This is a genomic window from Hymenobacter sp., from assembly GCF_031398885.1.
Taxonomy (GTDB): domain Bacteria; phylum Bacteroidota; class Bacteroidia; order Cytophagales; family Hymenobacteraceae; genus Hymenobacter.
In genome coordinates this window covers 77,316-101,563 of the sequence record NZ_JANNOD010000059.1, presented here as the reverse complement: position 1 = coordinate 101,563, position 24,248 = coordinate 77,316, and the positions used below count along the sequence as shown (strand labels likewise).

22 protein-coding genes are annotated in these 24,248 nt (G+C 63.4%); 8 read left to right on the top strand and 14 right to left on the bottom strand.

Annotation, left to right across the window (positions count from 1 at the left end):
* Positions 1–652 precede the first annotated feature (652 nt).
* Positions 653–1,975, top strand: coding sequence for an MFS transporter (locus tag RMO51_RS12445; RefSeq protein WP_310395087.1), 1,323 nt, complete (start codon positions 653–655; stop codon positions 1,973–1,975).
* A gap of 86 nt (positions 1,976–2,061) precedes the next feature.
* Here the strand turns inward: RMO51_RS12445 and dnaK are convergent, their stop codons facing one another.
* Positions 2,062–4,014, bottom strand: a complete 1,953-nt coding sequence (dnaK, locus tag RMO51_RS12440) for a molecular chaperone DnaK (RefSeq protein WP_310395086.1) — start codon at positions 4,012–4,014, stop codon at positions 2,062–2,064.
* A gap of 242 nt (positions 4,015–4,256) precedes the next feature.
* On the opposite strand from dnaK, the gene RMO51_RS12435 reads away from it, so the two are divergent.
* Positions 4,257–5,021 carry an ATP-grasp domain-containing protein gene (locus RMO51_RS12435; protein ID WP_310395084.1) on the top strand — a complete coding sequence of 255 codons (765 nt, stop codon included), beginning with the start codon at positions 4,257–4,259 and terminating at the stop codon, positions 5,019–5,021.
* Positions 5,022–5,156: 135 nt separating this feature from the next.
* Here RMO51_RS12435 and RMO51_RS12430 read toward each other — a convergent pair whose 3' ends face one another.
* From RMO51_RS12430 to fabG, 8 genes are all read right to left on the bottom strand, one after another.
* On the bottom strand, positions 5,157–5,813 hold the full coding sequence (locus RMO51_RS12430; RefSeq protein ID WP_310395082.1) for a pseudouridine synthase: 657 nt from the start codon (positions 5,811–5,813) through the stop codon (positions 5,157–5,159).
* A gap of 108 nt (positions 5,814–5,921) precedes the next feature.
* Positions 5,922–7,016, bottom strand: a complete 1,095-nt coding sequence (locus RMO51_RS12425; protein WP_310395081.1) for an MBL fold metallo-hydrolase — start codon at positions 7,014–7,016, stop codon at positions 5,922–5,924.
* Positions 7,017–7,043: 27 nt separating this feature from the next.
* Positions 7,044–7,724 carry an NAD-dependent epimerase/dehydratase family protein gene (locus tag RMO51_RS12420; protein WP_310395079.1) on the bottom strand — a complete coding sequence of 227 codons (681 nt, stop codon included), beginning with the start codon at positions 7,722–7,724 and terminating at the stop codon, positions 7,044–7,046.
* Between the two features lie 160 nt (positions 7,725–7,884).
* On the bottom strand, positions 7,885–9,966 hold the full coding sequence (locus RMO51_RS12415; RefSeq protein WP_310395077.1) for a VWA domain-containing protein: 2,082 nt from the start codon (positions 9,964–9,966) through the stop codon (positions 7,885–7,887).
* A 35-nt stretch (positions 9,967–10,001) separates the two neighbouring features.
* A complete protein-coding gene (locus RMO51_RS12410) occupies positions 10,002–10,427 on the bottom strand; it encodes a PIN domain-containing protein (protein WP_310395074.1) in 426 nt (141 codons plus the stop codon).
* Positions 10,424–10,666, bottom strand: coding sequence for a DUF6364 family protein (locus RMO51_RS12405; RefSeq protein WP_310395072.1), 243 nt, complete (start codon positions 10,664–10,666; stop codon positions 10,424–10,426). Before RMO51_RS12405 ends, RMO51_RS12410 begins: the two co-directional genes overlap by 4 nt.
* Positions 10,667–10,711: 45 nt before the next feature.
* Entirely contained in the window at positions 10,712–11,395 is a 684-nt protein-coding gene (locus RMO51_RS12400) for a YiiX family permuted papain-like enzyme (RefSeq protein ID WP_310395071.1), read from the bottom strand.
* 2 nt (positions 11,396–11,397) lie between these two features.
* Positions 11,398–12,147: a 3-oxoacyl-[acyl-carrier-protein] reductase gene (gene fabG / locus RMO51_RS12395; protein WP_310395069.1), complete on the bottom strand. Its 750-nt coding sequence runs from the start codon at positions 12,145–12,147 to the stop codon at positions 11,398–11,400.
* A gap of 143 nt (positions 12,148–12,290) precedes the next feature.
* On the opposite strand from fabG, the gene RMO51_RS12390 reads away from it, so the two are divergent.
* The gene (locus RMO51_RS12390) at positions 12,291–13,532 is read left to right on the top strand and encodes a geranylgeranyl reductase family protein (protein WP_310395067.1); all 1,242 of its coding nucleotides are present in this window, start codon (positions 12,291–12,293) and stop codon (positions 13,530–13,532) included.
* 117 nt (positions 13,533–13,649) lie between these two features.
* Here RMO51_RS12390 and RMO51_RS12385 read toward each other — a convergent pair whose 3' ends face one another.
* The gene (locus tag RMO51_RS12385) at positions 13,650–14,552 is read right to left on the bottom strand and encodes a tetratricopeptide repeat protein (protein ID WP_310395066.1); all 903 of its coding nucleotides are present in this window, start codon (positions 14,550–14,552) and stop codon (positions 13,650–13,652) included.
* 222 nt (positions 14,553–14,774) lie between these two features.
* On the opposite strand from RMO51_RS12385, the gene lpdA reads away from it, so the two are divergent.
* Positions 14,775–16,169, top strand: a complete 1,395-nt coding sequence (gene lpdA / locus RMO51_RS12380) for a dihydrolipoyl dehydrogenase (RefSeq protein ID WP_310395065.1) — start codon at positions 14,775–14,777, stop codon at positions 16,167–16,169.
* A gap of 109 nt (positions 16,170–16,278) precedes the next feature.
* Complete coding sequence (locus RMO51_RS12375) at positions 16,279–17,265, top strand: virulence protein RhuM/Fic/DOC family protein (protein ID WP_310395063.1); 987 nt, start codon at positions 16,279–16,281, stop codon at positions 17,263–17,265.
* On the opposite strand, the gene RMO51_RS12370 is transcribed toward RMO51_RS12375, so the two are convergent.
* The 3 genes from RMO51_RS12370 to RMO51_RS12360 form a co-directional block, all read right to left on the bottom strand.
* Complete coding sequence (locus RMO51_RS12370; RefSeq protein ID WP_310395060.1) at positions 17,262–17,672, bottom strand: PIN domain-containing protein; 411 nt, start codon at positions 17,670–17,672, stop codon at positions 17,262–17,264. The two genes, RMO51_RS12375 and RMO51_RS12370, sit on opposite strands and share 4 nt — an antisense overlap.
* A complete protein-coding gene (locus RMO51_RS12365; RefSeq protein WP_310395057.1) occupies positions 17,662–17,865 on the bottom strand; it encodes a hypothetical protein in 204 nt (67 codons plus the stop codon). The genes RMO51_RS12370 and RMO51_RS12365 overlap by 11 nt, the downstream gene beginning before the upstream one ends.
* Before the next feature lie 64 nt (positions 17,866–17,929).
* A complete protein-coding gene (locus tag RMO51_RS12360) occupies positions 17,930–18,853 on the bottom strand; it encodes a DMT family transporter (protein WP_310395055.1) in 924 nt (307 codons plus the stop codon).
* 141 nt (positions 18,854–18,994) lie between these two features.
* Between RMO51_RS12360 and RMO51_RS12355 the strand changes: the two genes are divergently transcribed.
* The 3 genes from RMO51_RS12355 to RMO51_RS12345 all read left to right on the top strand — a co-directional run bounded on the left by RMO51_RS12355 (position 18,995) and on the right by RMO51_RS12345 (position 23,238).
* On the top strand, positions 18,995–20,323 hold the full coding sequence (locus RMO51_RS12355; RefSeq protein ID WP_310395053.1) for a replication-associated recombination protein A: 1,329 nt from the start codon (positions 18,995–18,997) through the stop codon (positions 20,321–20,323).
* Positions 20,324–20,535: 212 nt separating this feature from the next.
* Positions 20,536–22,305, top strand: a complete 1,770-nt coding sequence (sppA, locus tag RMO51_RS12350; protein ID WP_310395050.1) for a signal peptide peptidase SppA — start codon at positions 20,536–20,538, stop codon at positions 22,303–22,305.
* 111 nt (positions 22,306–22,416) lie between these two features.
* Positions 22,417–23,238 (top strand): purine-nucleoside phosphorylase, encoded by an 822-nt coding sequence (locus tag RMO51_RS12345; protein ID WP_310395045.1) that lies wholly within the window; start codon positions 22,417–22,419, stop codon positions 23,236–23,238.
* Between the two features lie 106 nt (positions 23,239–23,344).
* On the opposite strand, the gene RMO51_RS12340 is transcribed toward RMO51_RS12345, so the two are convergent.
* Positions 23,345–24,205, bottom strand: coding sequence for a DUF4249 domain-containing protein (locus RMO51_RS12340; protein WP_310395043.1), 861 nt, complete (start codon positions 24,203–24,205; stop codon positions 23,345–23,347).
* Positions 24,206–24,248: the final 43 nt, after the last annotated feature.

Here is a 24,248-nt window from a genome sequence, read left to right as displayed (position 1 = left end):
TGCATAAGTAACTGCATGGTAAAAAGGCGGTCCTGCTGAGCTTGCCGAAGCATCTCGCGTGGGTTAGTACCCCAACGAAGCGGGCGAGATGCTTCTGCAAGCTCAGCAGGACGTTTTATTTTATCTGTTTACCTATGCACGAGTGCTTAAAATTGAACTTGCAGAATTCAGCGCCTTGTCTGGGGCGTTGAACTGCATCCAAAAGGTTGATTTTGGGGTGACGGCCGACTTCTTAGCCGGTAAGATGTCGGCTATGGTGGCGCCAACCCGTTGGGCCTGTATCCAGCGAATGTGCGGAAAACAAGTGACCCGCACATTCGCTGGATACAGGCCCAACGGGTGCAACTGCTTCACCTGTACGACCACGCCGTGTAGGCCTCCAAGTTTATGGCGGAGGAAGTTGGCAATATGGTCAAGGACCAACTCAAGCCATCGGAACCAGGTGATGCAAACAAATGGGGAGGGAGAAAGTCATGAGCGAACGCGCTAAAACCATTTGGACCATCATAAGGAGGGGATAATGGCCTGGGGCGGTTGTGTTGTACCAACAATGCCCCGCCCATCGGACTTATTTGAACAAGTCGTCGGAGCCGCGGTGGTCCTCTTTGGCCACCCGCCCTTTCGTCCTCTTCGCACCCAACTTTCTGCCCTTGTGAAAATCCCCGTACTCACCGAGAGCCGCAACCTGCGCTATTTCACGTTTTTCTACCTGTACGTGATGCAGGGTATTCCGGGAGGGTTTCGGGGCGCCACCGTCTATAACTACCTCATCGAGAAAGGTCTCACCGCGTCGGCGGTGGGCAGTTTCGTGCTGGTGGTGGGGCTGCCGTGGTCGTTTCAGTTCGTGTGGGGGCCCATCGTCGACCGGTTTCAGCACTCGCTCATGGGCCACCGCAAGCAGTGGGTGGTGCTCACCCAGCTGGTGGCGGTGGCCGCCTCGCTGGGCCTGCTGCTGGTGCACGATCCGCTCGCGCAGCTGGGCCTGATGTCGGCCCTGTTCTTCGTACACAGCCTGTTCGCCTCCATCCAGGACACGAGCGTGGACGCCATGGCCATTTCCGTGACGCCCGAGCCCGAGCGCGGCCGGGTCAACGCCTTCATGCGGGCCGGGTTTCTGTTGGGCGGCTCGCTGGGCGCGGCCGGGCTGGCGCCGGTGCTGCAGCAGCACGGCTTTCAGCGGGCGGCGCTGCTGCAGTCGCTGGCCCTGCTGTTTTTCACCGGGCTCACGTTCGTCATTCGCCTGCACCGCACCGACCGCCTGCTGCCCGGCTGGGCCCGGGCCCGGCCGGTGCCCGTGGCGCTTGCCGCCCCCGACGATGCCGATAACCCGCCGCTGCGGTGGATTTTTCGCGAGCTGTTTCGGAACGTTTCGCAGCCGCGCAATCTGCAGATTTTCGTGTGCATTTGGGCGGTGTACTTGTCGTTTGCCGTGTTTTTCGGCAGCTTCATCTACACCCTTATCCATTCGCTGCACTGGGCCGCCAAAGACGTGTCGGTGCTCGAAGGCAGCTGGGCCAACCTGGTGGTGCTGGCCGCCCTGGTAGGCGGCGGGCTGCTGTCCGACCGCCTGGGGCCCGCGCGCCTGCAGGGCTGGGTGCTGGGCTTCATCGTGCTGGTCATCGTGGGGATAAGCGCGGCCGGCGCCCAGTGGGGGCACCCGCCGGTGGCCACGGGCGGCATCTTGCTGGCCAGCCTCGTCGACCCGTTCATGAGCGTGGCCGCCCTGCCGCTGCTCATGAACCTGTGCGACAGCCGGGTGGCCGGCTCCCAGTTCACCACCTACATGGCGCTCATCAATTTTGGCGATGTCATCGGGGCCAAAATCACCGGCATTTTGCTGGGCTTTGCCACGGCGCCGGTGATTGGTCTGTGCTGCGCGGCCGTGGTGCTGGTGGCCCTGTGGCGCTTGCGTCGGGTGAATGCGAAAGCCCGGCCAACGCTGCAGCCGCAGGCCGCTTATCGCATATCCAAATAGGAAGCCACCGCGGAATCCTGGCAGTATTTCAACAAAAAAGGCCGGAAGCAATGCGCTTCCGGCCTTTTAATTCCGACGACGGCGGCTTACTTGGCGTCTTTGCCGTCTACTTCTTCGTAGTCCACGTCGGTCACGTGGTCAGCTTGCGGCTGGCCTTGGCCGTTGCCGCCCTGGGGCTGGCCGTCGCCACCGGGGAAACCACCGGCGCCGGGCTGGCCCCCTTCGGCCCCGGCAGCGGCGTACATTTCCTGCGAGGCGGCCTGCCAGGCGGCGTTGATGGCCGTCATGGCCGCATCAATCTGGCCGAGGTCCTTGCTTTCGTGGGCTTTCTTGAGGTCGGCCAAGGCGCCTTCGACGGCGGTTTTGTTGCCGTCGCTCAGCTTGTCGCCGTACTCTTTCAGCTGCTTCTCGGTCTGGAAAATCATCGAGTCGGCGGCGTTCACCTTGCCGATGCGCTCGGTTTCGGCTTTGTCCGATTCGGCGTTGGCGGCGGCTTCGTCGCGCATGCGCTTGATGTCGTCCTCGCTCAGGCCGGAGCTGGCTTCGATGCGGATTTTCTGCTCCTTGCCGGTGCCCTGGTCCTTGGCGGTGACGTTGAGGATGCCGTTGGCGTCGATGTCAAACGTCACTTCAATCTTCGGCACGCCGCGCGGCGCGGGCATGATGCTGTCGAGGTGAAACTTGCCAATGGTGCGGTTCTGGCTGGCCAGGGGCCGCTCGCCCTGCAACACGTGGATTTCCACGCTCGGTTGGTTGTCCGAAGCCGTCGAGTACACTTCCGATTTCTTGGTCGGAATGGTGGTGTTGGACTCAATCAGCCGGTTCATCACGCCGCCCTGCACCTCGATGCCGAGCGAGAGCGGGGTCACGTCGAGCAGCAGCACGTCCTTCACCTCGCCGGTGAGCACGCCGCCCTGGATGGCGGCGCCGATGGCCACCACTTCATCGGGGTTCACGCCCTTGCTGGGCTTCTTGCCGAAGAACTTCTCCACTTCCTCCTGGATGCGGGGAATGCGGGTCGAGCCGCCCACGAGGATGACTTCGTTGATGTCCGACGTGCTCAGGCCGGCGGCGGTGAGGGCTTCCTGCACGGGCTTCATCGAGCGGCGCACGAGGTCGTCGGCGAGCTGCTCAAACTTGGCGCGGCTCAGCTTCACCACCAGGTGCTTGGGGCCCGAGGCCGTGGCCGTGATGTAGGGCAGGTTGATTTCGGTTTCGGTCGAGCTGGAGAGCTCCACTTTGGCTTTCTCGGCCGCTTCCTTGAGGCGCTGCAGGGCCATGGGGTCCTGGCGCAGGTCGAGGCCTTCGTTGTCGGCCTTGAACTGGTCGGCCAGGAAGTTGATGATGACCTGGTCGAAGTCGTCGCCGCCGAGGTGGGTGTCGCCGTTGGTGCTCAGCACCTCAAACACGCCGTCGCCCAGCTCCAAGATGCTGATGTCGAACGTGCCGCCGCCGAGGTCGTACACGGCGATTTTCTGGTCCTTGTGCTTCTTGTCGAGGCCGTAGGCCAGGGCCGCGGCCGTGGGCTCGTTGATGATGCGCTTCACGTCGAGGCCGGCAATGGCGCCGGCTTCCTTGGTGGCCTGGCGCTGGGCGTCGTTGAAGTACGCCGGCACCGTAATCACGGCTTCGGTCACGGGCTGGCCGAGATAGTCTTCGGCCGTCTGCTTCATTTTCTGGAGCACCATGGCCGAGATTTCCTGCGGCGTGTAGTTACGGTCGCCAATTTTCACGGCCACCGTGCTGTTGGCGCCGGGCGTCAGGTCGTAGGCCACGTACTTGCTCTCGGCGGTTACTTCCGAGAACTGGCGGCCCATGAAGCGCTTGATGCTGGCGATGGTGTTCTTGGGGTTGGTCACGGCCTGGCGCTTGGCCGGGTCGCCCACCTTGCGCTCGCCCTTGCCGCCGTCGAGGAAGGCGACGATGCTCGGGGTGGTGCGGCGGCCTTCGCTGTTGGGAATGACCACGGGTTCGTTGCCTTCCATCACGGCCACGCACGAGTTGGTGGTGCCGAGGTCAATGCCGATTATTTTGCCCATGAGGTGGGTGCGTTGGTTATAAAGTGGAATGTGTCAGGTTGGAAGCAGCTTTTCGGCCGCTACCGGGGGATTACAAGCAACGTACCAGCGTGCTTTTGGTGACAGATTGTCACCGCTTCTCAACCATCAGGCGGGTTGTCCGACGCGCTGGCCGGGTTTGGTTTGGACGGCGGGATTTTTCCTGACAGGAATTGGGAAACGGAGCTTTCTTGCCGTTGAATTGACAGTTATTTGCTTCTCCAATGCTAAACATCATACTCCCAAGCTTGCCTTATCAGCGCGTTATTGACCCAATGTGGCAAGAGGAAATGGACGTTGCCCAAGGCTGCGGCTACTCAGTGTGCCTGTTCGATGCGGAGCAGGAAAAGCTTTATCAACTGCCTAATCCGCAATATCCCACACTATATCGCGGGTGGATGCTGTCGGCGGACGGATACCAACAACTGGCGAACAGGACGCCGTTGCTGGTTTCAATGGAAATGTATTTGGCGTCGCATCGGGCTGATGGCTGGTATGAGTCAATTGCAAGATTCACCCCACGGAGCAGTATCGTTGCCGCCAGTGTTGCGGAAGCTTCTGTCGTATCACTCCTACGGCAAAATGAGAAGTGTTTTGTCAAAGGCTTGAGTAAGTCGTTCGGCGCAGAGTCTGTGATTTCCTCGCGCTCCGAGTTTGACGCGCTTTTGCAAAAACACGAAGTGAAGCCGCAGGAATTATTGTTCGTGCGCGAGTTTGTCGAATTATTAAACCAGCCAGAGCAGCGGTTTTTTGTAGTGCGGAACGAAGTTTTTGGAGCTGCGGATTCACCGTTTCCCAAGCCGCTTGTACCTGCTTTGGAGGCTTTAGGAAACCGATGGTTTTACACCGTAGATGTGGCTTATACTCAAATGGGACAACCTGTGATAATCGAGGTTGGTGACGGACAGGTTTCCGACAGCAAAGAGTGGACGCTGGCAGAACTGTACAGCAAAGCCATTGCTCCGCTGGCTGAGTTAACAACTGCTTAGCGGCTGAGAAACTTCCGCGCTTGCTGCTCCCAATCGGCGGCTCAGCGCCGCCAACATGGCTCGTGGCCCACGCCGGGAGAAGCCGTGTTGGGCTTTCGGGCTGGCGAGGTGGAAATGTATGATGAACCGAAACAGCTACGGTTTCGCCGGGCGGCGCGGCGCAGCTTGCGGCGCCCTTTCACTCTTCACCGCCACCTTCCGGTTCGCCGGGTTCTTGGTGGCGGAGAACTTGGCTTTCAGCTTGCGCGACTCCTCCGGCGTGAGCTCGCGCCACTGGCCGGGGGCTAGCTCGTCGAGCGCTAGCTCGTCGATGCGGGCGCGGATGAGGCGCAGGCAGGGCAGGCCCACGGCGGCGCACATCTTGCGCACCTGCCGGTTCATGCCCTGCGAGATGGTGATTTGCAGCCAGCTGGTGGGAATGCTGGCCCGAAAGCGGATGGGCGTGCTGCGTTCCCACAGCCCATTTGGCTCGGTCAGTACGGCGGCCTGAGCGGGCGCGGTGAGGCCTTCCTTGATTTGCACGCCGCGCCGCAACTGCGCCAGCGCTTCTTCGGGCACGGTGCCTTCTACCTGGGCCCAGTAGGTTTTGGGGACTTTGAACCTGGGGTCGCTCAGGCGGTGCTGCAGGGCCTTGTCGTCGGTGAGCAGGAGCAGGCCCTCGCTGTCGAAGTCGAGCCGGCCCACGGGGTAGACGCCGGTTACGGGTACAAAGTCCTTGAGCGTGGCGCGGCCGTGCTCGTCCGTGAACTGGGTGAGGACTTCGTAAGGCTTGTTGAGGAGGATGTAGCGCATGGGCGGGAGAAGTCTGAGCGCCGTGGGAAGAGTCACAAAGGTCGCCTGGTATGGTACGCCTAGACGGTCATGCTCCGACTAGGCTTAGCACGACTGTTCTATTTCCGCTTATTCCCACCAGCGCGCGTTCGGCAGCGCCGTCCCCAGCGTCACGGGTTCGCCGAGGCGCGGCGTGGTAATGGGCTGGCCCAGGCGCTGCGCTTCGGCCGTGGCCCGCTCGATGGGGTCGGTCCAGGCGTGGTTGGCCTCGGTGAAGGCGGCCCAGTGCACGGGCAGCATCAGGCGGGCCTGCACGTCGCGGGCGGCCTGCACGCTTTGTTCGGGGCGCATGTGGATTTCGGCCCAGTTGGCGTCGTACTGGCCGCACTCCATCAGCGCGAGGTCGAAGGGGCCGTAGGCGGCGCCGATGGTGGCGAAATGCGGGCCGTAGCCGCCGTCGCCGCTGTAGAAAACACGTTTTGTGGCCGACTGCAGCACCCAGGAGCTCCACAAAGTGGAGTTTTGATTGCCCAGGCCCCGGCCCGAAAAGTGGCGGCTGGGCGTGCAGCGCACCGTGAGGCCGGGCAACTGGGCACTGTCGCCCCAGTTCATTTCGGTGATGCGCTCCGGGGCCACGCCCCAGCGGCGCAGGTGCGGGCCAATGCCCAGGGGCACGAAGAACCGGCCCACTTTGTCCTTGATTTTGCGGACGGTTTCGTAGTCGAGGTGGTCGTAGTGGTCGTGCGAGATGAGGACGGCGGCAATGGGCGGCAGCTTTTCGGGGGTGATGGCCAGGCTGCGGTTGTAGCGGTTGGGGGTGGCCCAGCTCACGGGGCCCATTTCCATGCTCAGCATGGGGTCGAGCAGGATGTTGTGGCCGGCCAGCTCCACCAGGCTGGCCGAGTGGCCGAACCAGGTCACGCGCACCAGCTCCGGGGTTTTGCGCGTGATGGCCAGCGAATCCAGCGGCAGCAGGGGCAGCGGACCTTTCGGCTTCGCGTGCGGGTCTTTGTGGAAGAGGAATGTCCAGATGGTGGCCAGCGTGTTGCGGCTCGTAGAGACGGACGTGGGCACCAGGTTCACGAACTCACCCTTCCGGTAATGGCCCGACTGGGCGTAGGCCTGCTGCTCGGTTTTGGTGGGTTTGCCGCCCAGCTGCGGGCTGAGGGCGACGAAGGCGACGGCGGCCACCAGAACCACGCCGATACTACTGCTTGTTGCCATGAGGGAGGGAGAAAAAAGTTTGCTCATTCATGCCGGCGTGGCCACGTTGCCCCGGGCCAGCGCCACAATATCCGGTACTTCCAGCACCGGCCGGGGGTAGCCGTCACGCGCCGCCGCAATCATGGCCCGGCCCATTTCCCGCAGGGTACTGGCCGTGCGGGGCGCCACCCGCCGCAACACGGGGTAGAGCCAGCTCAGAAATTTATACATTTTTAGCACGTTGCGCTGGCCGGGGGTGGGGTGCAGGTAGCCCGGCCGAAACAGGTAGACCGCCCGGAACGGCAGGCGGCGCAGGGCGTTTTCGGTGCGGCCCTTCACCCGGGCCCAGTGGCTGCGGCCTCGCTCGGTGCCGTCGGTGCCCGCGCCGGTCACGTAGCAAAAGGCCATGCCGGGGTTGAGCCGCGCCAGGGTCTGGGCCGCGGCCAGGGTCGTGTCGTAGGTGAACCGCTCGTAGGCGGCCTTGCTCACGCCCACCGCCGAGATGCCGGCGCAGTAAAAGCAGGCGTCGTAGCCCGTGAGTTGGGACTCGATGGCGGACAAGTCCTCAAAGTTGGCGTGCAGCAGCTCCCGCAGCTTGGGGTGCGCGTAGCCGCTGGCCTTGCGGCCCAACACCAGGACCTCAGTCACGGCGGGGTCGTGCAGGCATTCGAGCAGCACGCCTTCGCCCACCATGCCAGTGGCGCCGGTAATAATGGCTTTTATTGTCATGAAAACAGCAAAGTGTAGTGGTAGCGCTAAGACGCGCGGGCGGCGCTTCTACTTTAGCCAACCCGTTTTTGTCCCCCACCAACAACCTTCCGCGGACGCCAGGTGAGCAGGACGGATAAAAATGGCGCGATTTCCGAAATGCACGCTGGCAACGTCGGCGCTACACGCTGCCCGAATACTTCCGCACGGCCCACTCCACCGTCAGAAAAGCCAGGATGACGAAGAACAGCCACTTGAGGTTTATTAGGTCCTGGAGGTCTTCTTCCTGCGAAATCACCGGCTTGTAATTGGCTTTCAGAATGTCCTGGGCCAGCTGGTCGAACTGTGCCGGGAAGTACAGCCGGGCGCCGCTGCGGCGCGCGAGCTGGGCCAGCAAGTTGTGGTCGGCCTTCGATTCCAGCGCTTCGAGGGGCTGCGACTGCACCAGCAGCTCGCCCGCATCCTGCTGGGCCTGGCCGCCGAGCGTGGCGCGGGCCTGGTAGCGGTAGAGGCCGGCCGGCAGCGGGCCCAGGTGCAGGGGCGAGCCGTCCTCCGGGTTGGCGAACGAAAAGCGGCGGGCCTGCTTTTTCTCGTCGGTCAGCACGAGGTCAATTTTCTGGTTGTAGAGGCGCTCAAATACCGCGTTGTAGGTTTCGGCGCCCAGCGTCACGTCGTCCTGGGTGCCGAAGGCGTCCTGCGTGGGGTACACGTCGAGGCGCTTTTTGTTGGCGTTTTGCGTGAGGAGTTGCAGGATGCGAATGACGAGCCGGTCGTAGGCCTCGGGCTTGTCGTCGTGCTCCACGGCCTCCTGCAGGCGCCACTGCCAGCTGCCATCGGTCAGCAAAGTAGCCCGGCGGGCGTCGGCCGCGCCCCCAAAAACCAGCAGCGGCTTCTGGGTAGCCACGCGGCCCACCCGCTGCCAGAGCGCGACTTCGGCCCCGGCGCCCAGGCGCAAATCGCCAAACGGCACCGGCGCGGGCGGGTACTGCCCGTAGCGGCGGGCCGCCTCCTCGTCGGTCGCGAACCGGGCGAAGCCGGGGTTGGGCAGCGGCGTCACCTCGTCGGTTTGCGCCCCGCGGGCCTGCACGGTGAGGCCGGCGCCGAGTTGGTTGTAGGCCTCCAAGTCCGACTGCGCGCCGATGACGTACAGCGCCGGGGTGCGCCGGGCCTTCACCTGGGCCAGGATTTCGTTGCCCAGCCCGCCCTGCGCCGGCAGCTGGTGCAGGATGGCCACGTCGAAGTCGGCGCCGGCCGGGAGCGGCACCACGCCGGGCAGGGCCAGGGTCAGGTCGAAGTTGTCGTTGGCCAGAATGGCCGCCCGCAGCGCTTTCAGGTCGGGGTGGGGGGCGGCGCCGGCCAGCAGCACGCGCAGCTTGCCCTTCACGATTTCGACGAAGGCCGTGCGGGTGTTGTTCAGCTCGGTGAATTCGCCCGGCTGGGGCACCACGCGCACGGCGTAGCGGCGCTTGCCCGGCGCGGGGGCCGTGATTTGAAACGTGGCGGTGGCCCGGCGGCGGCCCGCGGGCAGCACCACCCGGCGGCTGTCGAGCACGCGGGCGCCTTCGCGCAGCTCCACGGTGGCCGCGCCGCCCGCGTAGCCTTCAAACCCGAGCTCGGCCTCCACCGGAAACTTGTTGCCGCTGAACGCCACGCGGTTGTAAGTGAGGCCGGTGAGGCGCAGGTCGCGCTTGGGGATGGTGTCGCCCACGCCCACGCCGTAAATCGGGAAGTTATAGTCCGCGTACGCCGGGCTGCGGCCCTGGTTCACGAGGCCGTCGGACACAAGCACCACGCCGGCCAGGTTGCGGTCCCGGTAGTCGTCGCGGGTGCCGGCCAGCAGCAGGTTGAGGTCGGTGGTGGGGGCGCCGAAGCGCAGCGAATCGAGCCGGGCCGGGCGGCCGGGCGGGGCCGTCAGGGTGCGGGTTTCGACGGCGAAGCCCCGGCCGCGCAACGTTTCGGCCAGCTGGGCGAGGCCGGCGGTGGCCTGGCTCAGCACCGTCTTGGGCGTAAACAGCTCGACGGACTGCGAATTGTCGACGGCCAGCACCACGGTGGGCGGCTCGGTGCGCGTAGTGGTGGTTCTGATAACGGGCGCCAGCAGCAGGTAGCACAGGAAGCTGACCACGGCAAAGCGCAGCCCTGCCAGCGTATAGTTCAGCTCCTTGCCCCACGGCGCCTTGGCCGAATACTGAAGGGCCGCGTAGCCCGCGCCCACGGCCAGGCAGAGCAGAATGAACCAGGAAGAATAGTGAGTGGTCAGCAAAAGGCAGGAAATAACAACGCAATGCCCGCCGGGCATCAGGCCGGATTATCTAGTTCGGTGAGGGCTTGCGCTACGGAAAGAACGGGTAGTACGCTGCTCCGAAAACCTTTTGGGTCGCGGGTGATGATGGCGTGAATACCCGGCTGAGCGCAAGCCACGATGTGCTGGATACCATCCTCAAAATCGATGAAGTCACTGGCCAGCGCCCGGTGAATGGTGGTTGCATCAACGGACAGAATTTCGACCAGCCGCGCCAGCCGCGAGAGTAGCTGCCGGGCCTGCGCGGCCGAAGTTTGCCGCCGCACGATGTATTCGATGTTGGCAAACGACAGGCTAGCGGCATAAAGTCGGGCCTCGCCCATCGCGCCCGCTTGCATCAGTTCAGTGGCGTCTTCGCCGAACGGCTCCCGCCGGGTCAGATAATCGATGAGAACGTTCGTGTCGAGCAGGTACTGTCTCATTGATATTTTTCCCACAGAGCGTCGCCCAGCGCCGTTTTGTAATCGAAGCCGGGCGGCAGGGAAATGCAACCAGCTAGGGCGGCGACTTCGGGCGACAAAGGCCGCCGCTTGCGGGCAGGTGCGACGACCGGCCGCAGCAGCTCGGCCACCAGCACCGATAAATCGGTGCCCGTGCGCTGGGCATATTCCTGGGCCTGGGTCGCCAAATCATCGTCGAAGGTGAGCGTGAGCGTAGACATAAGCAATGAGATAAGGGCAGCAAGTTAAGCAATGCAGCCACCGGTTCAACGGCTAAGCACCGTCACCAGTTCGGGGCTGCGGAAGATGCTGGCCGGCGAAATGACAGTTTCCGTGAGCGGCAGACGGCCGCCGTACCGCTCGCGCAGCTTGGCCTGCACGGCCGGGTGGCTCAGGTCAAAATCGCGCAGCTGTTGCAGCTCACCAAGCTTGCGGCCAATTGCGCGCTTGTACATCTTCCAGATTAATTCAGAGCAGTAAACTCGGTCGTCGGACCACGAGAAATAAGGGTCATAATTTCTGTTCTGATAGCGTAAGCCCGCGTCCTGCAGGCGTCGCAGACCCGAAGAATCAAGAACGGAAGCGGCATCGTGCAGGCGCCGCACCCAAAAGCGTCCGTGCAGCCCGCGCCTTACCCATTCCTGGACCGGGGTCAAACGCACAGGCTGTACGGCTTCATAGACTAGCCACTTGCCCTTTGCATTTTGATAAAGTATTCCGCAGTGGCTGTACGGTGAATGCGTTGCCAGCTGGATGGCTTCGCTTTGCTCCGAGGTAGATGTTTGAAAAATGATGTCACCAGCTCGTAGTTGTGGGCCAATGGATTCAACTGTCTCAAACGTCTGCGCCCAGGCTTTTTGCCTTTTTTGCAAGTCATTGCGGCTCCAAACCATGAGGACAATTAAACAGGTGGCCAAAAAACAGATGAGCACACTGCCAAAGGTTCTCATGCTTACGTCAGCATCCCGCCGTCCACCTGCAGCACCTGCCCGGTGATGTAGGCCGAATCGTCCGAGGCCAGAAAGGCGGTGGCCTTGGCCACGTCCTCGGGCGAGCCGCCGCGGCGGAGCGGGATGGCCTTGCGCCACTCGTCCACCTGTTTGGGGTCGAGGGCGTCGGTCATTTCGGTTTCGATGAAGCCGGGGGCCACGGCGTTGCAGCGGATGTTGCGCGAGCCCAGCTCCAGGGCCACCGACTTGGTGAAGCCGATGATACCGGCCTTGCTGGCGGCGTAGTTGGCCTGCCCGGCGTTGCCCTTGATGCCTACTACGCTGGTCATGTTGATGATGGCGCCGGCTTTGGCGCGCATCATGGGCTTAGTGGCGGCTTTGGTGAGGTTGAAAACGGACTTGAGATTCACGTTCAGCACCTGGTCCCACTGCTGCTCGCTCATGCGCATGAGCAGGCCGTCCTGGGTGATGCCAGCGTTGTTGACGAGGATATCGAGCTTACCGAAGTCGGCCAGCACGTCCTCAATCAGCTTTTCGGCCTGCTGGTAGTCGGCGGCGTCGGAGCGGTAGCCTTTGGCCTTGGTGCCGTGGGCGGCCAGCTCGGTTTCCAGGGCCTGGCCCTGCTCTACGGACGACAAATAGGTGAAGGCTACTTCGGCGCCGAGCTGGGCAAAGTGCGCCGCGATGGCGCGGCCAATTCCTTTGGAAGCGCCCGTCACAAGGGCTACTTTTCCGGTCAAATTTTGGGTCATGGGGCGAAGGTAAGAAGTGGCCCGCAGCCTTTGCTGCGGGATTGGGCGCGAAGTTGACCGTTCAACAATGCGCCCGAACCCGCAGCAGAGGCTGCGGGCCACGTTCGCGCCACCGCGGGTGCCGTCCTACCTTCGCCTTCCCTATGCCTCACCACGACATCTGCATTTTGGGCGCCGGCCCCGGCGGGGCCACCGCCGCCCTGCACCTGGCCAACGCCGGCCAGCCCTGCCTGCTGCTGGACCGCGCCGCATTCCCGCGCGATAAAGTCTGCGGCGATGCCCTCAGCGGCAAGGTCATCAGCGAGCTGCGCCGCATCGACGAGAAGCTGCCCGCCCAGTTGGCCGCTGCTTCGATGCAAATTCCGAGCTGGGGCATTGATTTTATCGCGCCCAACGGCCGTCGCCTCGCCATTCCCTTCAAGCCCAAGTTCGACAAGGCCACCGACCACGCGGCCGGCCACGTGGCCAAGCGGCTCGATTTCGACAACCTGCTGGTGGAAGAAGTGCGTCGGCGCCCCGAAATTGACTTCCGCGAAAACGTGGACGTGGCCCGCACCGAGCGCACGGCCACCGGCTGGCAATTGTTCAGCAAGGCCGGCGAGGAAGTCGCCAGTTGCCGCCTGCTGCTGGTGGCCAACGGCGCGCAGTCGGAGTTTGCCCGCAAAGTGGCCCGCCACGCCCTGGAGCCCGACCACCACTGCGCCGGCCTGCGGACCTACTACCGCGGCGTAACCGGGCTGAGCCCCGACAACTTCATCGAGCTGCACTTCATCAAGGACTTTCTGCCCGGCTACCTCTGGGTGTTTCCGCTGCCCAACGGCCAGGCCAACGTGGGCGTGGGCATGCTCTCAAAAACGGTGGCCGCCAAGAAAATCAACCTGCGGCAGCGGCTCGACGAGATGCTGGCCACTCACCCCACGCTGGCGCCGCGCTTTGCCCAGGCCGAGCGGCTGGGGCCCGTGCGCGGCTTTGGCCTGCCGCTGGGCTCGAAGCGCCGGGCGCTGTCGGGCGCCCATTACCTGCTGCTGGGCGACGCCGGCTCGCTCATCGACCCGTTCAGCGGCGAGGGCATCTCGCACGCCATGGTGAGCGGGCGCCACGCCGCCATCTGGGCCGCCCAGGCCGTGACCACGGCCGACTGCGGCCCGGAGTTTCTCAAAAACTACGACCGGGCCGTGTACAACCGCCTCTGGCAGGAGCTGCGCCTGAGCCGGGTGATGCAGCGGCTGCTCAACTTCCCCAGCCTGTTCAACATCGTGGCCAACCGCGCCGCCAACAACCCCACGCTGGCCGAAACCCTCTCGGCCATGTTCCTGGACCTGGACCTGCGCGAGCGGCTGCGCCAGCCGGGGTTCTACTTCCGGCTGCTGTTTGGCGGGAAGTGAGGAGGGGCTTGGGGCTTACAAAGCGAACGAGCAGCAAGTACGTCCTGCTTCGACTGCGCGGACGCCAGACGCGCAGGACGCTCTTCCCCAGGACATTCCCGAATTCTAGCCGGCCCGCTACCGCGTGGCCGCGGGCCGGGGCGCGGGCTTGGCACCGGGTACTTTGATGGGCTCCTTGCCCTCGTTGCCCACGTAGCGGCGCAGGCTCCTGGCGGCTTCGGGGTTGAGCTGGGCGGCGCGCTCGAGGTCGCGGCGGGCTTCCGGTAATTTACTGAATGATGAGTAGCTGATGCCGCGGTATTCCCAGGCGTCGGCGTAGGTCGAATCGAGCTGAATGGCGCGCGTAAAGTCGGCCACCGCCGGCTTGTACTGGTACATCTGCATGCGGGCCACGCCCCGGCCGAAGAAGGATTCTTTATCGTCGGGCCGGTACTTGAGGGCGCCGGCAAAATCCGTGGCCGCCGCCTTGTACTGCTTCATCATCAGGCGGTTCACGCCGCGGTTGTAGTAAGCGTCGGGGTTGTTGCGCTGGTAGCGAATGGCGGCCGTGTAGTCCGGCAGGGCTTCCTGGTACTTCTTCAGGTAGCTCTTGGCTTTGGCCCGGGCCAGCAGGGCGCGCGGGTCGTTGGGCTTGGCTTTGAGGGCGGCTTCGGCGTCCGCCAGCATGGTGCGGTAGCCCGCGTTGGTCATTTTCTTTTCCCGTTCCCGCTCGGCGGAAGCGGCAACGGCCGTGGGGGCGGCGGGGTCGGCCTTGTCGGCGGCCAGGGCCGCGGCGGCTTCCGGTACGGAGGTCCCGGGGGCGGGCGCGATGGGGGGGGGCGGCGCTACGGCTGGGGCGTCGCCCGCAGCCGGTGCGGCCACGCGGCTGGAATCGGGACGGCGGGCGTCGGTAGCGGTGGGCGCCGCCATGGCCTGGCTCGTGGCCGAGGGATTCTCCTTTTCGGTGACGGTGCTGGCGCAGTTGGTCAGAAAAGCCCCCAGCCCGAGGGCGGCCAGGGACGGGGGGAACGGTAATTTCATGCAGGTGGAATGTGAGGGCCCCCGGCAAGCCGCGCCGTGACCGGGGGCTTATACGGCGAGTGGGTAAGATTGGCTGCGCGCCGGGAGCGCGCCAAAACCCGGCCGGCGCGTGCGCGGTTGGACTACCACTGGCGGTCCGGCGCGGGGGCGCGGCTATCTTTGCGGCTTCAATGGGTGGGCCCCCCAGCCGGGCCCGGTGTACTTTTTCTTTCCGAGAATTCTATGGCATTGCAATTTGATTTGGTCGTGGTCGGCAGCGGCCCCGGCGGGTACGTGGCCGCCATCCGGGCCTCGCAGCTGGGGCTGAAAGTGGGCGTGATTGAGCGCGAGTCGCTGGGCGGTATCTGCCTGAACTGGGGCTGCATCCCCACCAAGGCGCTGCTCAAGAGCGCGCAGGTGTTCGAGTACCTCAACCACGCCGGCGACTACGGCCTGAAGGCCGAGGGCGTGAGCTTCGACTTCGGGGCCGTTATCAACCGCAGCCGCGGCGTGGCCGACGGCATGAGCAAGGGCATCAACTTCCTGTTCAAGAAGAATAAAATCGAAACCATTGTCGGCACCGGCAAGCTGCTGGCCCCCGGCAAGGTGGCCGTGACCAAGGCCGACGGCACCACCGAAACCGTGGAAGCCAAGAGCATCATTCTGGCCACCGGCGCCCGCGCCCGCGAGCTGCCCACCATGCCGGTGGACGACAAGAAAATCATCGGCTACCGCAAGGCCATGACCCTGGAGCAGCTGCCCAAGCGCCTGGTGGTGGTGGGCTCCGGCGCCATCGGCGTCGAGTTCGCCTACTTCTACCGCACCATGGGCTCGGAGGTGACGGTGGTGGAGTTCCTGCCCCGCATCGTGCCGGTGGAGGACGAAGAAATCTCGCGCCAGATGGAGAAGTCGTTCCGCAAAATCGGCGTGAACGTGCTCACCAGCGCCGAAGTAACGAAAGTAGACACCAGCGGCGAGGGCTGCCAGGTGACCGTGAAAACCGCCAAGGGCGAGCAGCAGATTGCCTGCGACGTGGTGCTGAGCGCCGTGGGCGTGACCACCAACCTCGAAAACCTGGGCCTCGAAGAGCTGGACATTAAAGTGGAGCGCGGCCGCCTGGTGGTCGACGACTTCTACCAGACCAACGTGCCGGGCATCTACGCCATCGGCGACATCGTGCCCGGCCCCGCACTGGCCCACGTGGCCTCGGCCGAGGGCATCATCTGCGTGGAGAAGATTGCCGGCCACCACCCCGAGCCGCTCAACTACCAGAACATCCCCGGCTGCACCTACGCCTCGCCCGAAATCGCCAGCGTGGGCTACACCGAAGCCGAAGCCAAGGAAAAAGGCTACGACGTGCTGGTGGGCAAGTTCCCGTTCTCGGCCTCGGGCAAAGCCAGCGCCGCCGGCGTGAAAGACGGCTTCGTGAAAGTTATCTTCGACAAGAAATACGGCGAGTGGCTCGGCGCCCACATGATTGGCGCCAACGTGACCGAAATGATTGCCGAAGTAGTGGTGGCCCGCCACCTGGAAACCACCGGCCACGAAATCATCAAGTCGGTGCACCCGCACCCCACCATGTCGGAAGCCATCATGGAAGCCGCCGCCGCGGCTTACGGCGAGGTGATTCACTTGTAGAATCACTGGCAGTTCAGATGCAACGAGGCCCGGCTGATTCAGCCGGGCCTCGTTGCGCTATAGCGGGATTTTCGTTCACTACCTTGTCTGGGTAACTACAGGTTTTGCTATGAATTCTACCGATAATATCCTTCTATACCAAGCTCCCGACGGGCAAACTCAATTGGAAGTGCAGTTGGACCACGAAACTGTTTGGCTGACGCAGGCGCAGATGGCAGAGCTGTTCGCAGTTTCGAGACCTAACGTCACCATGCACTTGAGCAACGTATTCAAGGACGGTGAATTGGAAGAAATTTCAGTTGGTAAGGAATCCTTACTAACTGCCGCTGATGGCAAAAACTACCGCGTCAAGCATTACAACCTTGATGTTATTATCTCCGTCGGCTACCGGGTGAAATCGTTGCGTGGCACGCATTTCCGGCAGTGGGCCACCAAAGTTCTGCGCCAGTACCTCGTGCAAGGCTACGCGCTGAACGAGAAACGCCTGCGTGAAAGCGCCCGCCAACTGGCCGACCTCAAGCGACTGGTGCAACTGCAAGGCGAAGTGGCCGCCAATCAGGAGCTGACTTCCGACCAGTCGGAAGCGCTGCTGCGGGTGCTGGGCGACTACGCCCGGGCCCTCGACGTACTCGACCAGTACGACCACCAGCGCCTGCGGGTGCGCGGCACGGCCACCGAAGAGCCTTTTGAACTGACCTACGAGGCGGGGCTGGAGGCCGTGGACAGCTTGCGACAGCAGTTTGGCGGCAGCGCCTTATTCGGCAGAGAGAAGGACGCTTCGTTCCAAAGTTCGGTGCGGTCCATTTACCAGAGCTTTGGTGGCGAAGACCTGTACCCGAGCGTAGAAGAAAAGGCGGCCAATCTGCTGTATTTCGTGGTGAAGAATCATTCGTTCTCGGACGGCAACAAACGCATTGCGGCCTTCCTATTCGTGTGGTTTCTCGACCGTAACGAGTGCCTGTACCACCCCGATGGCACCCGGCGACTGGCCGATAACGCGTTGGTAGCCCTCACGCTGCTCATCGCTGAAAGCAAGCCGGAAGACAAAGCCATGATGGTGACGCTGGTGGTGAACCTAATTAATCAGGACAACTAAACCCGAAACGGATTCGCCACCCACAGCGAATTCTCAATCAGCTGCCCGTGCTGCAAATCCTCGGAATACAGCGTTTCGCAGCCGCATTCGAGGGCGGCAGCCGCGATGAGGGCGTCGAACCAGGAAAAGCCGTAGCGGTCGGCCAAACGGGTGGCGTGGGCGATGGTAGTGGCGGTGGTTTGCAGAACCTGATGATTGTCCAAGAGCTCAATCAAGGTGATTTGAACATCCGGCCAGCTTGTTTTTAGCTTCCGGTGGCTCACATTGATAAATTCGATGAGCACCTGCGTGGAAATCCAGCGCTCTCCGGTGCCGCTGGCCGCCAGAGCTTGTGCTTTTTTGGCCGGCTCGAACGCTGCGTAGGCGTAAATCAGTACGTTGGTGTCAAGGAATATTCTACCGCTCATTGGCTTCTTCGCGGTTGAACTTGAACCCGCGCGTGTCCAGGCGAATGGCGTCGAAGGTGGCCGGCCGGCGGCCTAGCGAAGCATGAGCGGCGGCGTTAGCGGCCGGGCGGATGGTAATGGCTCCTAGCAGCTGCAAGTCTTCTAGCAAGCGGCGGGCGTGTTCGTGGTTTAAATCAACTACTACAGTTTCCATGATGTGATGAGACGACCAGTAGGCAAATGGCCACTGGAAGATAACGCAAAGCACTCATTTCCGTTCAGTCAGCCACCGCCACGGCCGGCACCTTCGCCGCTTTCGGCCGCTGGCTCACCAGCCACACGCCCAGGAAGATGAGCCCGGCCTGCCCGGCCTTGCCCCAGGTGAGGTGGTCTTTGCCCAGGCCCACGGCGATGAGCACGGCCAGCACCGGCTGCAAATAAATATACACGCCCAGCAGGGCGGGGGAGGCGTACTTCAGGGCCCAGTTGTTCAGCAAATAGGCCAGGATGGTGAGGAAGACGACCATGTAGCCGATTTCGAGCCAGATGTAGAGCGGAAAGTGGGCGTAGTCGGCCGTGAGGGCTTCGCGCCAGCCGAAGGGCACGGCGATGAAGGCGCCCACCAGGAACACCCGGGTGAGCACCGTGAAGGCGTGGTACTTGCGCATGAGCGGCTGCACCAGCACCAGGTAGAGCCCGAACACGGTGGCATTGGCCAGGATGAAAACGTTGCCCAGCGTGGCGTGCGGGTAAATGGCCGCCTGCGCGTTGCGGCTGAGGATGAGCGACGCCGCCCCGGCCGCGCCCACCGCAATGCCCAGCACCCGCGGCAACGTAATTCGCTCGCTCAGCAAGAGGGCCGAGGCAATGACTACGATGATGGGCGCGATGGTTTGCAGCAGCGAGGCGCTGATGGGTGAAGTCAGGTTCAGGCCCGAGAAGAACAGCAGCTGGTTGACGCCGATGCCACAGATGCCGCAGGCCACGGCCCGCAGGTTATCGGCCCGGCCGACGAGTTTGTCCTGCGGCGCGACGAAATATTTTATCGCCGAAAAAACCAGCACCGCGCCCACAATGCGCAGCGTGACGATGCCAAACGGGCCCATGTAGCGCGGCATCACGTCCTTCGACAAGCTGTAGTTGGCCGCGTAGATGACGGTGACGAGAAAGAGGGCCGCGTGCACGCGGAGCTGATTACGCATGGTTTCGAAGGGGCAGCGGCGTGGGCCGAACGATGAAGGGCACCAACTTTGCCGCGTGATTTCGCGCCGCTAAAACCCGTTGGAGCAGCAAACGTTCTGACACGGCTGCGGCAAAGGTCGCGTTACCAATCGCAAGTATTCATGGCTTCCCTCTTTCCCGACGACGAACCCGCCGCTTTTACCCCGTTGCCCGCGCCGGGCCCTGACGCGCCCCTAGCCGAGCGCCAGCGCCCGCGCCGCCTGGCCGACTACGCGGGCCAGCCGCACCTGGTGGGCGAAACCGGCGTGCTGCGCCGCTACCTGAACGCCGGCCGGCTGCCCAGCCTCGTGCTCTGGGGCCCGCCCGGCGTGGGCAAAACCACGTTGGCCCATCTGCTGGCCAGCGAGTTGAAACAGCCGTTTTCGGCCCTCTCGGCCATCAACGCCGGCGTGAAGGACGTGCGCGACGTCATTGAGAAAGCCAAGCGGCAGCGGGGCACCGTGCTGTTCATCGATGAAATTCACCGTTTCAGCAAGGCCCAGCAGGATGCGCTGCTGGGCGCCGTGGAGCAGGGCACCGTCACGCTGATTGGCGCCACTACCGAAAATCCGTCGTTCGAAGTTATTCCGGCCCTGCTCTCGCGCTGCCAGGTGTACGTGCTGGAGCCGCTGGGCGCCGACACGTTGCGCGGGCTGGTGCAAAAGGCCCTGGCCGAAGACGTGGCCCTGAAGCAGAAAAAGGTGAAGCTCAGCGAAGACCACGCCCTGCTGGCCCTGAGCGGCGGCGACGCCCGCAAGCTGCTCAACCTGCTCGAAATCGTGGTGCAGAGCACGCCACCCGATGAAAAAGGCGTCATCCAAATTACCGATGCCGTGGTGCAGCAGGTGGCCCAGCGCCCGCTGGCGCGCTACGACAAGGGCGGCGAGATGCACTACGACGTCATTTCGGCCTTCATCAAAAGCATCCGCGGCTCCGACCCCAACGCGGCGCTCTACTACCTGGCCGTGATGCTCGAAGGCGGCGAGGACGTGAAGTTCATTGCCCGCCGCCTGCTCATCCTGGCCAGCGAGGACATCGGCAACGCCAACCCCAACGCCCTGATGCTGGCCACGAGCTGCTTCACGGCCTGCACCGTCATCGGCCTGCCCGAATCCGACCTCATCCTGGCCCAAACGGTCATCTACCTGGCCACTTCCGTGAAGAGCAACGCGGCCTACCTGGCCATTCGGGCGGCGCAGGCCGAGGTGAAGGCCCACGGCGTGCACCCGGTGCCGGTGCCGCTGCGCAACGCCCCCACGCGCCTGCTCAAGCAGCTCGGCTACGGCCAGCAGTACGCGTACTCCCACAACGGCGCGGGCAACTTCGAGGAGCAGGAGTTTCTGCCTGGCGCCCTGAGCGGTACGCGCTACTACGAGCCCGGGCAGAACCCCGCCGAGCAGAAAATTCAGGAGCGGCTGCGCGGCTGGTGGGGCGAGAAGTACGGCTACTGAAACCGCCAATTCAGCGGATTTCAGCGGGTGAAAACGGGTTTTTGGGGGTTCCGAAGGGGATTTTGCTTTCCTGTAATGGACAGCGAAGCCAAACGATACAACGGCTTGTAACTTGCCGGCCGGTTGGGTGGCGCGCTACTTGAAATTAAAGCGTGCGCTGAACCCCAAAAAATCCGTTCCCATTCGTTAAAACCCGTTAAATCTGCGGCCTCATGCGTCAATTTTTTAAATTTGTCCTGGCCACCGTCGTGGGCTTGGTGGCCTTCAGCTTCCTGGGCTTTGTGGTGCTGGCCCTCGTTGTCGGGGCGGCTAAAAGTGCCGGCGACCAGAAGGAAACCGCGGCCAACTCGGTACTGGAACTCAAGCTCAACGAGCCGCTCACCGAGCGCGGGCGCGACAGCAAGTTCAGCTTCGGCGGTAATGACGCGTCCACCGGCCTGGTCAATTTGAAGGAAGCCATCGGCCGGGCCAAGGGCGACGGCGACATCAAGGGCATTTTGCTCAACCTGGACATCGTGCAGGGCGGCCTGGCCTCGCTGGAAGAAGTGCGCGACGCGCTGCTGGACTTCAAGAAGTCGGGCAAGTTCGTGGTGGCCTACCACGAGGTGTGCTCCGAAAAGAGCCTCTACCTCTCGTCGGTGGCCGACCAGATTTACCTGCACCCGCAGGGCACGCTGGAGTTCAACGGCCTGAGCACGGAGGTCCTGTTCTACAAGCGGCTGTTTGAGAAGGCCGGCATCGAGCCCTACATTTTCCGGGTGGGCTCCTTCAAAAGCGCCGTGGAGCCGTTTTTCCGCGAGAATTTCTCCGACTCGGCCCGCTACCAGACCGTGTCGTTCCTCAACTCCATCAACGGCCACCTGATAGGCCAGGTGGCCGCCGCCCGGGGCATCGCGCCGGCCCGGCTGAAAGTCATCTCCGACTCGATGCTGGTGCACAACGCCGCCGACGCCCTGCGCCTGAAGCTGGTGACCCGGCTCGGCTACTTCGACGAGGTGCAGGACTACCTGCGCGGCAAGCTGGGCGTGGCCAAAGACAAAAAGCCCAGCCTGGTGAGCCTGAGTGACTATTCTGAGAGTGAGAAAGACGACGAAAAAGAGGGCGCCACCAGCGGCAACCGCATTGCCGTGGTGTACGCCGAGGGCGACATCGTGACCGGCAAGGGCTCGGACAATAACATCGGCAGCACCAAGTTTGCCGAAGCCATCCGCAAGGCCCGGCTCGATAGCAAGGTGAAGGCCGTGGTGCTGCGCATCAACTCGCCCGGGGGCTCGTCGCTGGCTTCCGACATCATCTACCGCGAGGTATTGCTGACCAAAAAAGTGAAGCCGATTATCGCCTCGATGTCGGACGTGGCGGCGTCGGGCGGCTACTACATCGCCATGGCCTGCGACACCATCGTGGCCCACCCGAACAGCATCACCGGCTCCATTGGCGTGTTTGGGGTGCTGCCCAACGTGCAGAAGCTGCTGGCCGACAAGCTCGGCATCACCGTGGACCGGGTGAGCACCGGCAAGTTTTCGGACCTGCCCACCATCACGCGCCCGCTCTCCGACTTTGAGAAGCGCACCCTGCAGGGCGAGGTCGACCGTATCTACGCCGACTTCACCACCAAGGCCGCGCTGGGCCGGGGCATGCCCGTGGCGCGCCTGCGCCGCCTGGCCTCGGGCCGCGTCTGGAGCGGCCTCGAAGCCAAGGAGAACGGCCTCGTGGACGTGCTCGGGGACTATTCCGACGCGCTGAAAATTGCCGCCGCCCGCGCCAAGCTCAAGGCCGACGACTACCAGGTGCAGCGCCTGCCCCGCCAGAAGTCGGAATTTGAAAACATCCTGTCCATGTTCGGCAACGACGACGACGAGGCCAAAACCAAGGCGCTGAAAACCGAGCTGGGCCCGCTCTATCCGGCCTACGCGCAGTACCAGCAGCTGCTGCAGATGCGCGGCGTGCAGGCCAAGCTGCCGTATGCGCTGGAAATTAACTGATTAATTTCGCACGGAGTCAAAGGAGGAAAAGGGAGTTTCACGGAGGGTATCGAACTCCGTGAAACTCCCTTTTCCTCCTTTGACTCCGTGCTAATTTTTGCCCCCCCAACAATGCTACACCACCTCCAAGAAGCCGCCGCCTACATCCAAGCCCACTCGCAAAACTTCCAGCCCGTCACGGGCATCATCCTCGGCACCGGGCTGGGCGGGCTGGCTAAGGAGGTGGAAATTGAGCACGAAATCAACTACGCCGACATCCCACACTTCCCGCTCTCAACCGTGGAAAGCCATGCCGGCCGGCTGCTGCTGGGCCGTTTGAGCGGGAAGAAAGTGGCCGTGCTGCAAGGGCGGTTTCACTACTACGAAGGCTACACTATGCAGCAGGTGGCCATGCCCGTGCGGGTGCTCAAGCTGCTGGGCATCGCGCAGTTGCTGGTGAGCAACGCGGGCGGCAGCCTGAACCCGGACTTCAACCTGGCGGATTTGATGCTCATTGAGGACCACATCAACCTGCAGCCCACCAACCCGCTCATCGGCGCTAACCTGGACGAGCTGGGCCCGCGCTTCCCGGACATGTTTGCGCCCTACGATGCCGGCCTGCTGGCCCGGGCCGAAGCCGCTGCCCACGCCCTGGGCCAAGCCGCCACCATCCGGCGCGGCGTGTACGTGAGCGTGCCGGGCCCCATGCTGGAGACGCCCGCCGAGTACCGCTACCTGCGCACCATCGGGGCCGACGCCGTGGGCATGAGCACCGTGCCCGAGGTCATCGCGGCCCGCCACCTGGGCCTGCCCGTGCTGGCCGTGTCGGTTATTACCGACCTGTGCGCGCCGGGCCACCTCAAGCCGGTGGTGCTGGCCGATATTTTTGCCGCCGCCGCCCAGGCCGAGCCGCGGCTCACGGCGCTGATAAAAGCGGTAGTGGCCGAAGCGTAGGAATGCCAGTGATTAGTGATTAACGATTAGTGGTCAGTGATTAGTTGTCGGTACTGTCACAAATAGCAGACTAATCACTGACCACTAATCACTGACCACTAACTGCTTATTTGCTCAAAATTTTGGTGGTGCGCACGTAGCTCAGCACCGTGAAAATGCCGATGCCGCCCTGCACGCTGCTGTACACGGCCGAAGGCTGCGCAAAGGGGTTGCCGTTGGCGTTGCGGGCGTCGCGCACCGACTCGCGGAAGCGGTAGAAGGCAGCGTCGGTGCGGTAGAGGGTGCTCGTGACGGTGTCGCCGGGCAGGAAGCGATAGCTGGTGCCCACCACAAAAGGTTGGCCGTTGAGCAGCCGGTCCTCAAAGGAATTGTCCACTTCGGGCCGCCGGACCAGGGCCTTCCGGGCCGGGTCGCCCCGGTGCAGTTGCAGCCGGTAGGAGTCGCCCGGGCTCGTCGGGTCCCGAAAATTGGTGAGGAAGTAGGCCTTGCGCTCGGCGCCGGCTTCGTCGTTGAATTTGTACTCCACCGAATCGATGGGCACGGGCGCGAGCATGGTGGTGGTGCCGGTGACGCGGCGGCCCTGGGTGTCGCGCACCTCCAGCGTGAACACGTCGCCCGGGCGGGCCACCAGCGGGTCGCGGCCGATGTGGGTATGAAATTTTTCGCCGCTGGTCGTGTCCACCAGCACCTGGTAGTTGGGTGCGAAGTTGAGGGGCACCGCGGTGCCGTCAGGCAGGGTGAGCGTGGCGGTGATGTCGGTGGGTAACTGCGGCAGCGCCGGGCTCAGGTAGGGCACCGAGGTGGTGGCGGTCAGGGTCGGCACCTTGCCGGGCTCAAGGTAGCATTCCACCACCAGCTCGGCCGAGTACGAGGGCAGCGGCACGTCGATGTCGTTCTGCAAAGAGTCGCAGCCGGCCAGGGCCACCAGGGCCAGCAAGCCGCCGGAAATTTTAGTTAGGGTCAGCATAAGCGCAAGTGCGAAAGTACCAGTCGCGAAGGGTGACGGCCGG

Coding starts and splice junctions, on each gene's coding strand:
- dnaK (WP_310395086.1), bottom strand. CDS start 4,014: ATGGGCAAAATAATCGGCATTGACCTCGGCACCACCAACTCGTGCGTG.
- RMO51_RS12435 (WP_310395084.1), top strand. CDS start 4,257: ATGCTAAACATCATACTCCCAAGCTTGCCTTATCAGCGCGTTATTGAC.
- RMO51_RS12430 (WP_310395082.1), bottom strand. CDS start 5,813: ATGCGCTACATCCTCCTCAACAAGCCTTACGAAGTCCTCACCCAGTTC.
- RMO51_RS12425 (WP_310395081.1), bottom strand. CDS start 7,016: ATGGCAACAAGCAGTAGTATCGGCGTGGTTCTGGTGGCCGCCGTCGCC.
- RMO51_RS12420 (WP_310395079.1), bottom strand. CDS start 7,724: ATGACAATAAAAGCCATTATTACCGGCGCCACTGGCATGGTGGGCGAA.
- RMO51_RS12410 (WP_310395074.1), bottom strand. CDS start 10,427: ATGAGACAGTACCTGCTCGACACGAACGTTCTCATCGATTATCTGACC.
- RMO51_RS12405 (WP_310395072.1), bottom strand. CDS start 10,666: ATGTCTACGCTCACGCTCACCTTCGACGATGATTTGGCGACCCAGGCC.
- RMO51_RS12400 (WP_310395071.1), bottom strand. CDS start 11,395: ATGAGAACCTTTGGCAGTGTGCTCATCTGTTTTTTGGCCACCTGTTTA.
- fabG (WP_310395069.1), bottom strand. CDS start 12,147: ATGACCCAAAATTTGACCGGAAAAGTAGCCCTTGTGACGGGCGCTTCC.
- RMO51_RS12390 (WP_310395067.1), top strand. CDS start 12,291: ATGCCTCACCACGACATCTGCATTTTGGGCGCCGGCCCCGGCGGGGCC.
- RMO51_RS12385 (WP_310395066.1), bottom strand. CDS start 14,552: ATGAAATTACCGTTCCCCCCGTCCCTGGCCGCCCTCGGGCTGGGGGCT.
- lpdA (WP_310395065.1), top strand. CDS start 14,775: ATGGCATTGCAATTTGATTTGGTCGTGGTCGGCAGCGGCCCCGGCGGG.
- RMO51_RS12375 (WP_310395063.1), top strand. CDS start 16,279: ATGAATTCTACCGATAATATCCTTCTATACCAAGCTCCCGACGGGCAA.
- RMO51_RS12370 (WP_310395060.1), bottom strand. CDS start 17,672: ATGAGCGGTAGAATATTCCTTGACACCAACGTACTGATTTACGCCTAC.
- RMO51_RS12365 (WP_310395057.1), bottom strand. CDS start 17,865: ATGGAAACTGTAGTAGTTGATTTAAACCACGAACACGCCCGCCGCTTG.
- RMO51_RS12360 (WP_310395055.1), bottom strand. CDS start 18,853: ATGCGTAATCAGCTCCGCGTGCACGCGGCCCTCTTTCTCGTCACCGTC.
- RMO51_RS12355 (WP_310395053.1), top strand. CDS start 18,995: ATGGCTTCCCTCTTTCCCGACGACGAACCCGCCGCTTTTACCCCGTTG.
- sppA (WP_310395050.1), top strand. CDS start 20,536: ATGCGTCAATTTTTTAAATTTGTCCTGGCCACCGTCGTGGGCTTGGTG.
- RMO51_RS12345 (WP_310395045.1), top strand. CDS start 22,417: ATGCTACACCACCTCCAAGAAGCCGCCGCCTACATCCAAGCCCACTCG.
- RMO51_RS12340 (WP_310395043.1), bottom strand. CDS start 24,205: ATGCTGACCCTAACTAAAATTTCCGGCGGCTTGCTGGCCCTGGTGGCC.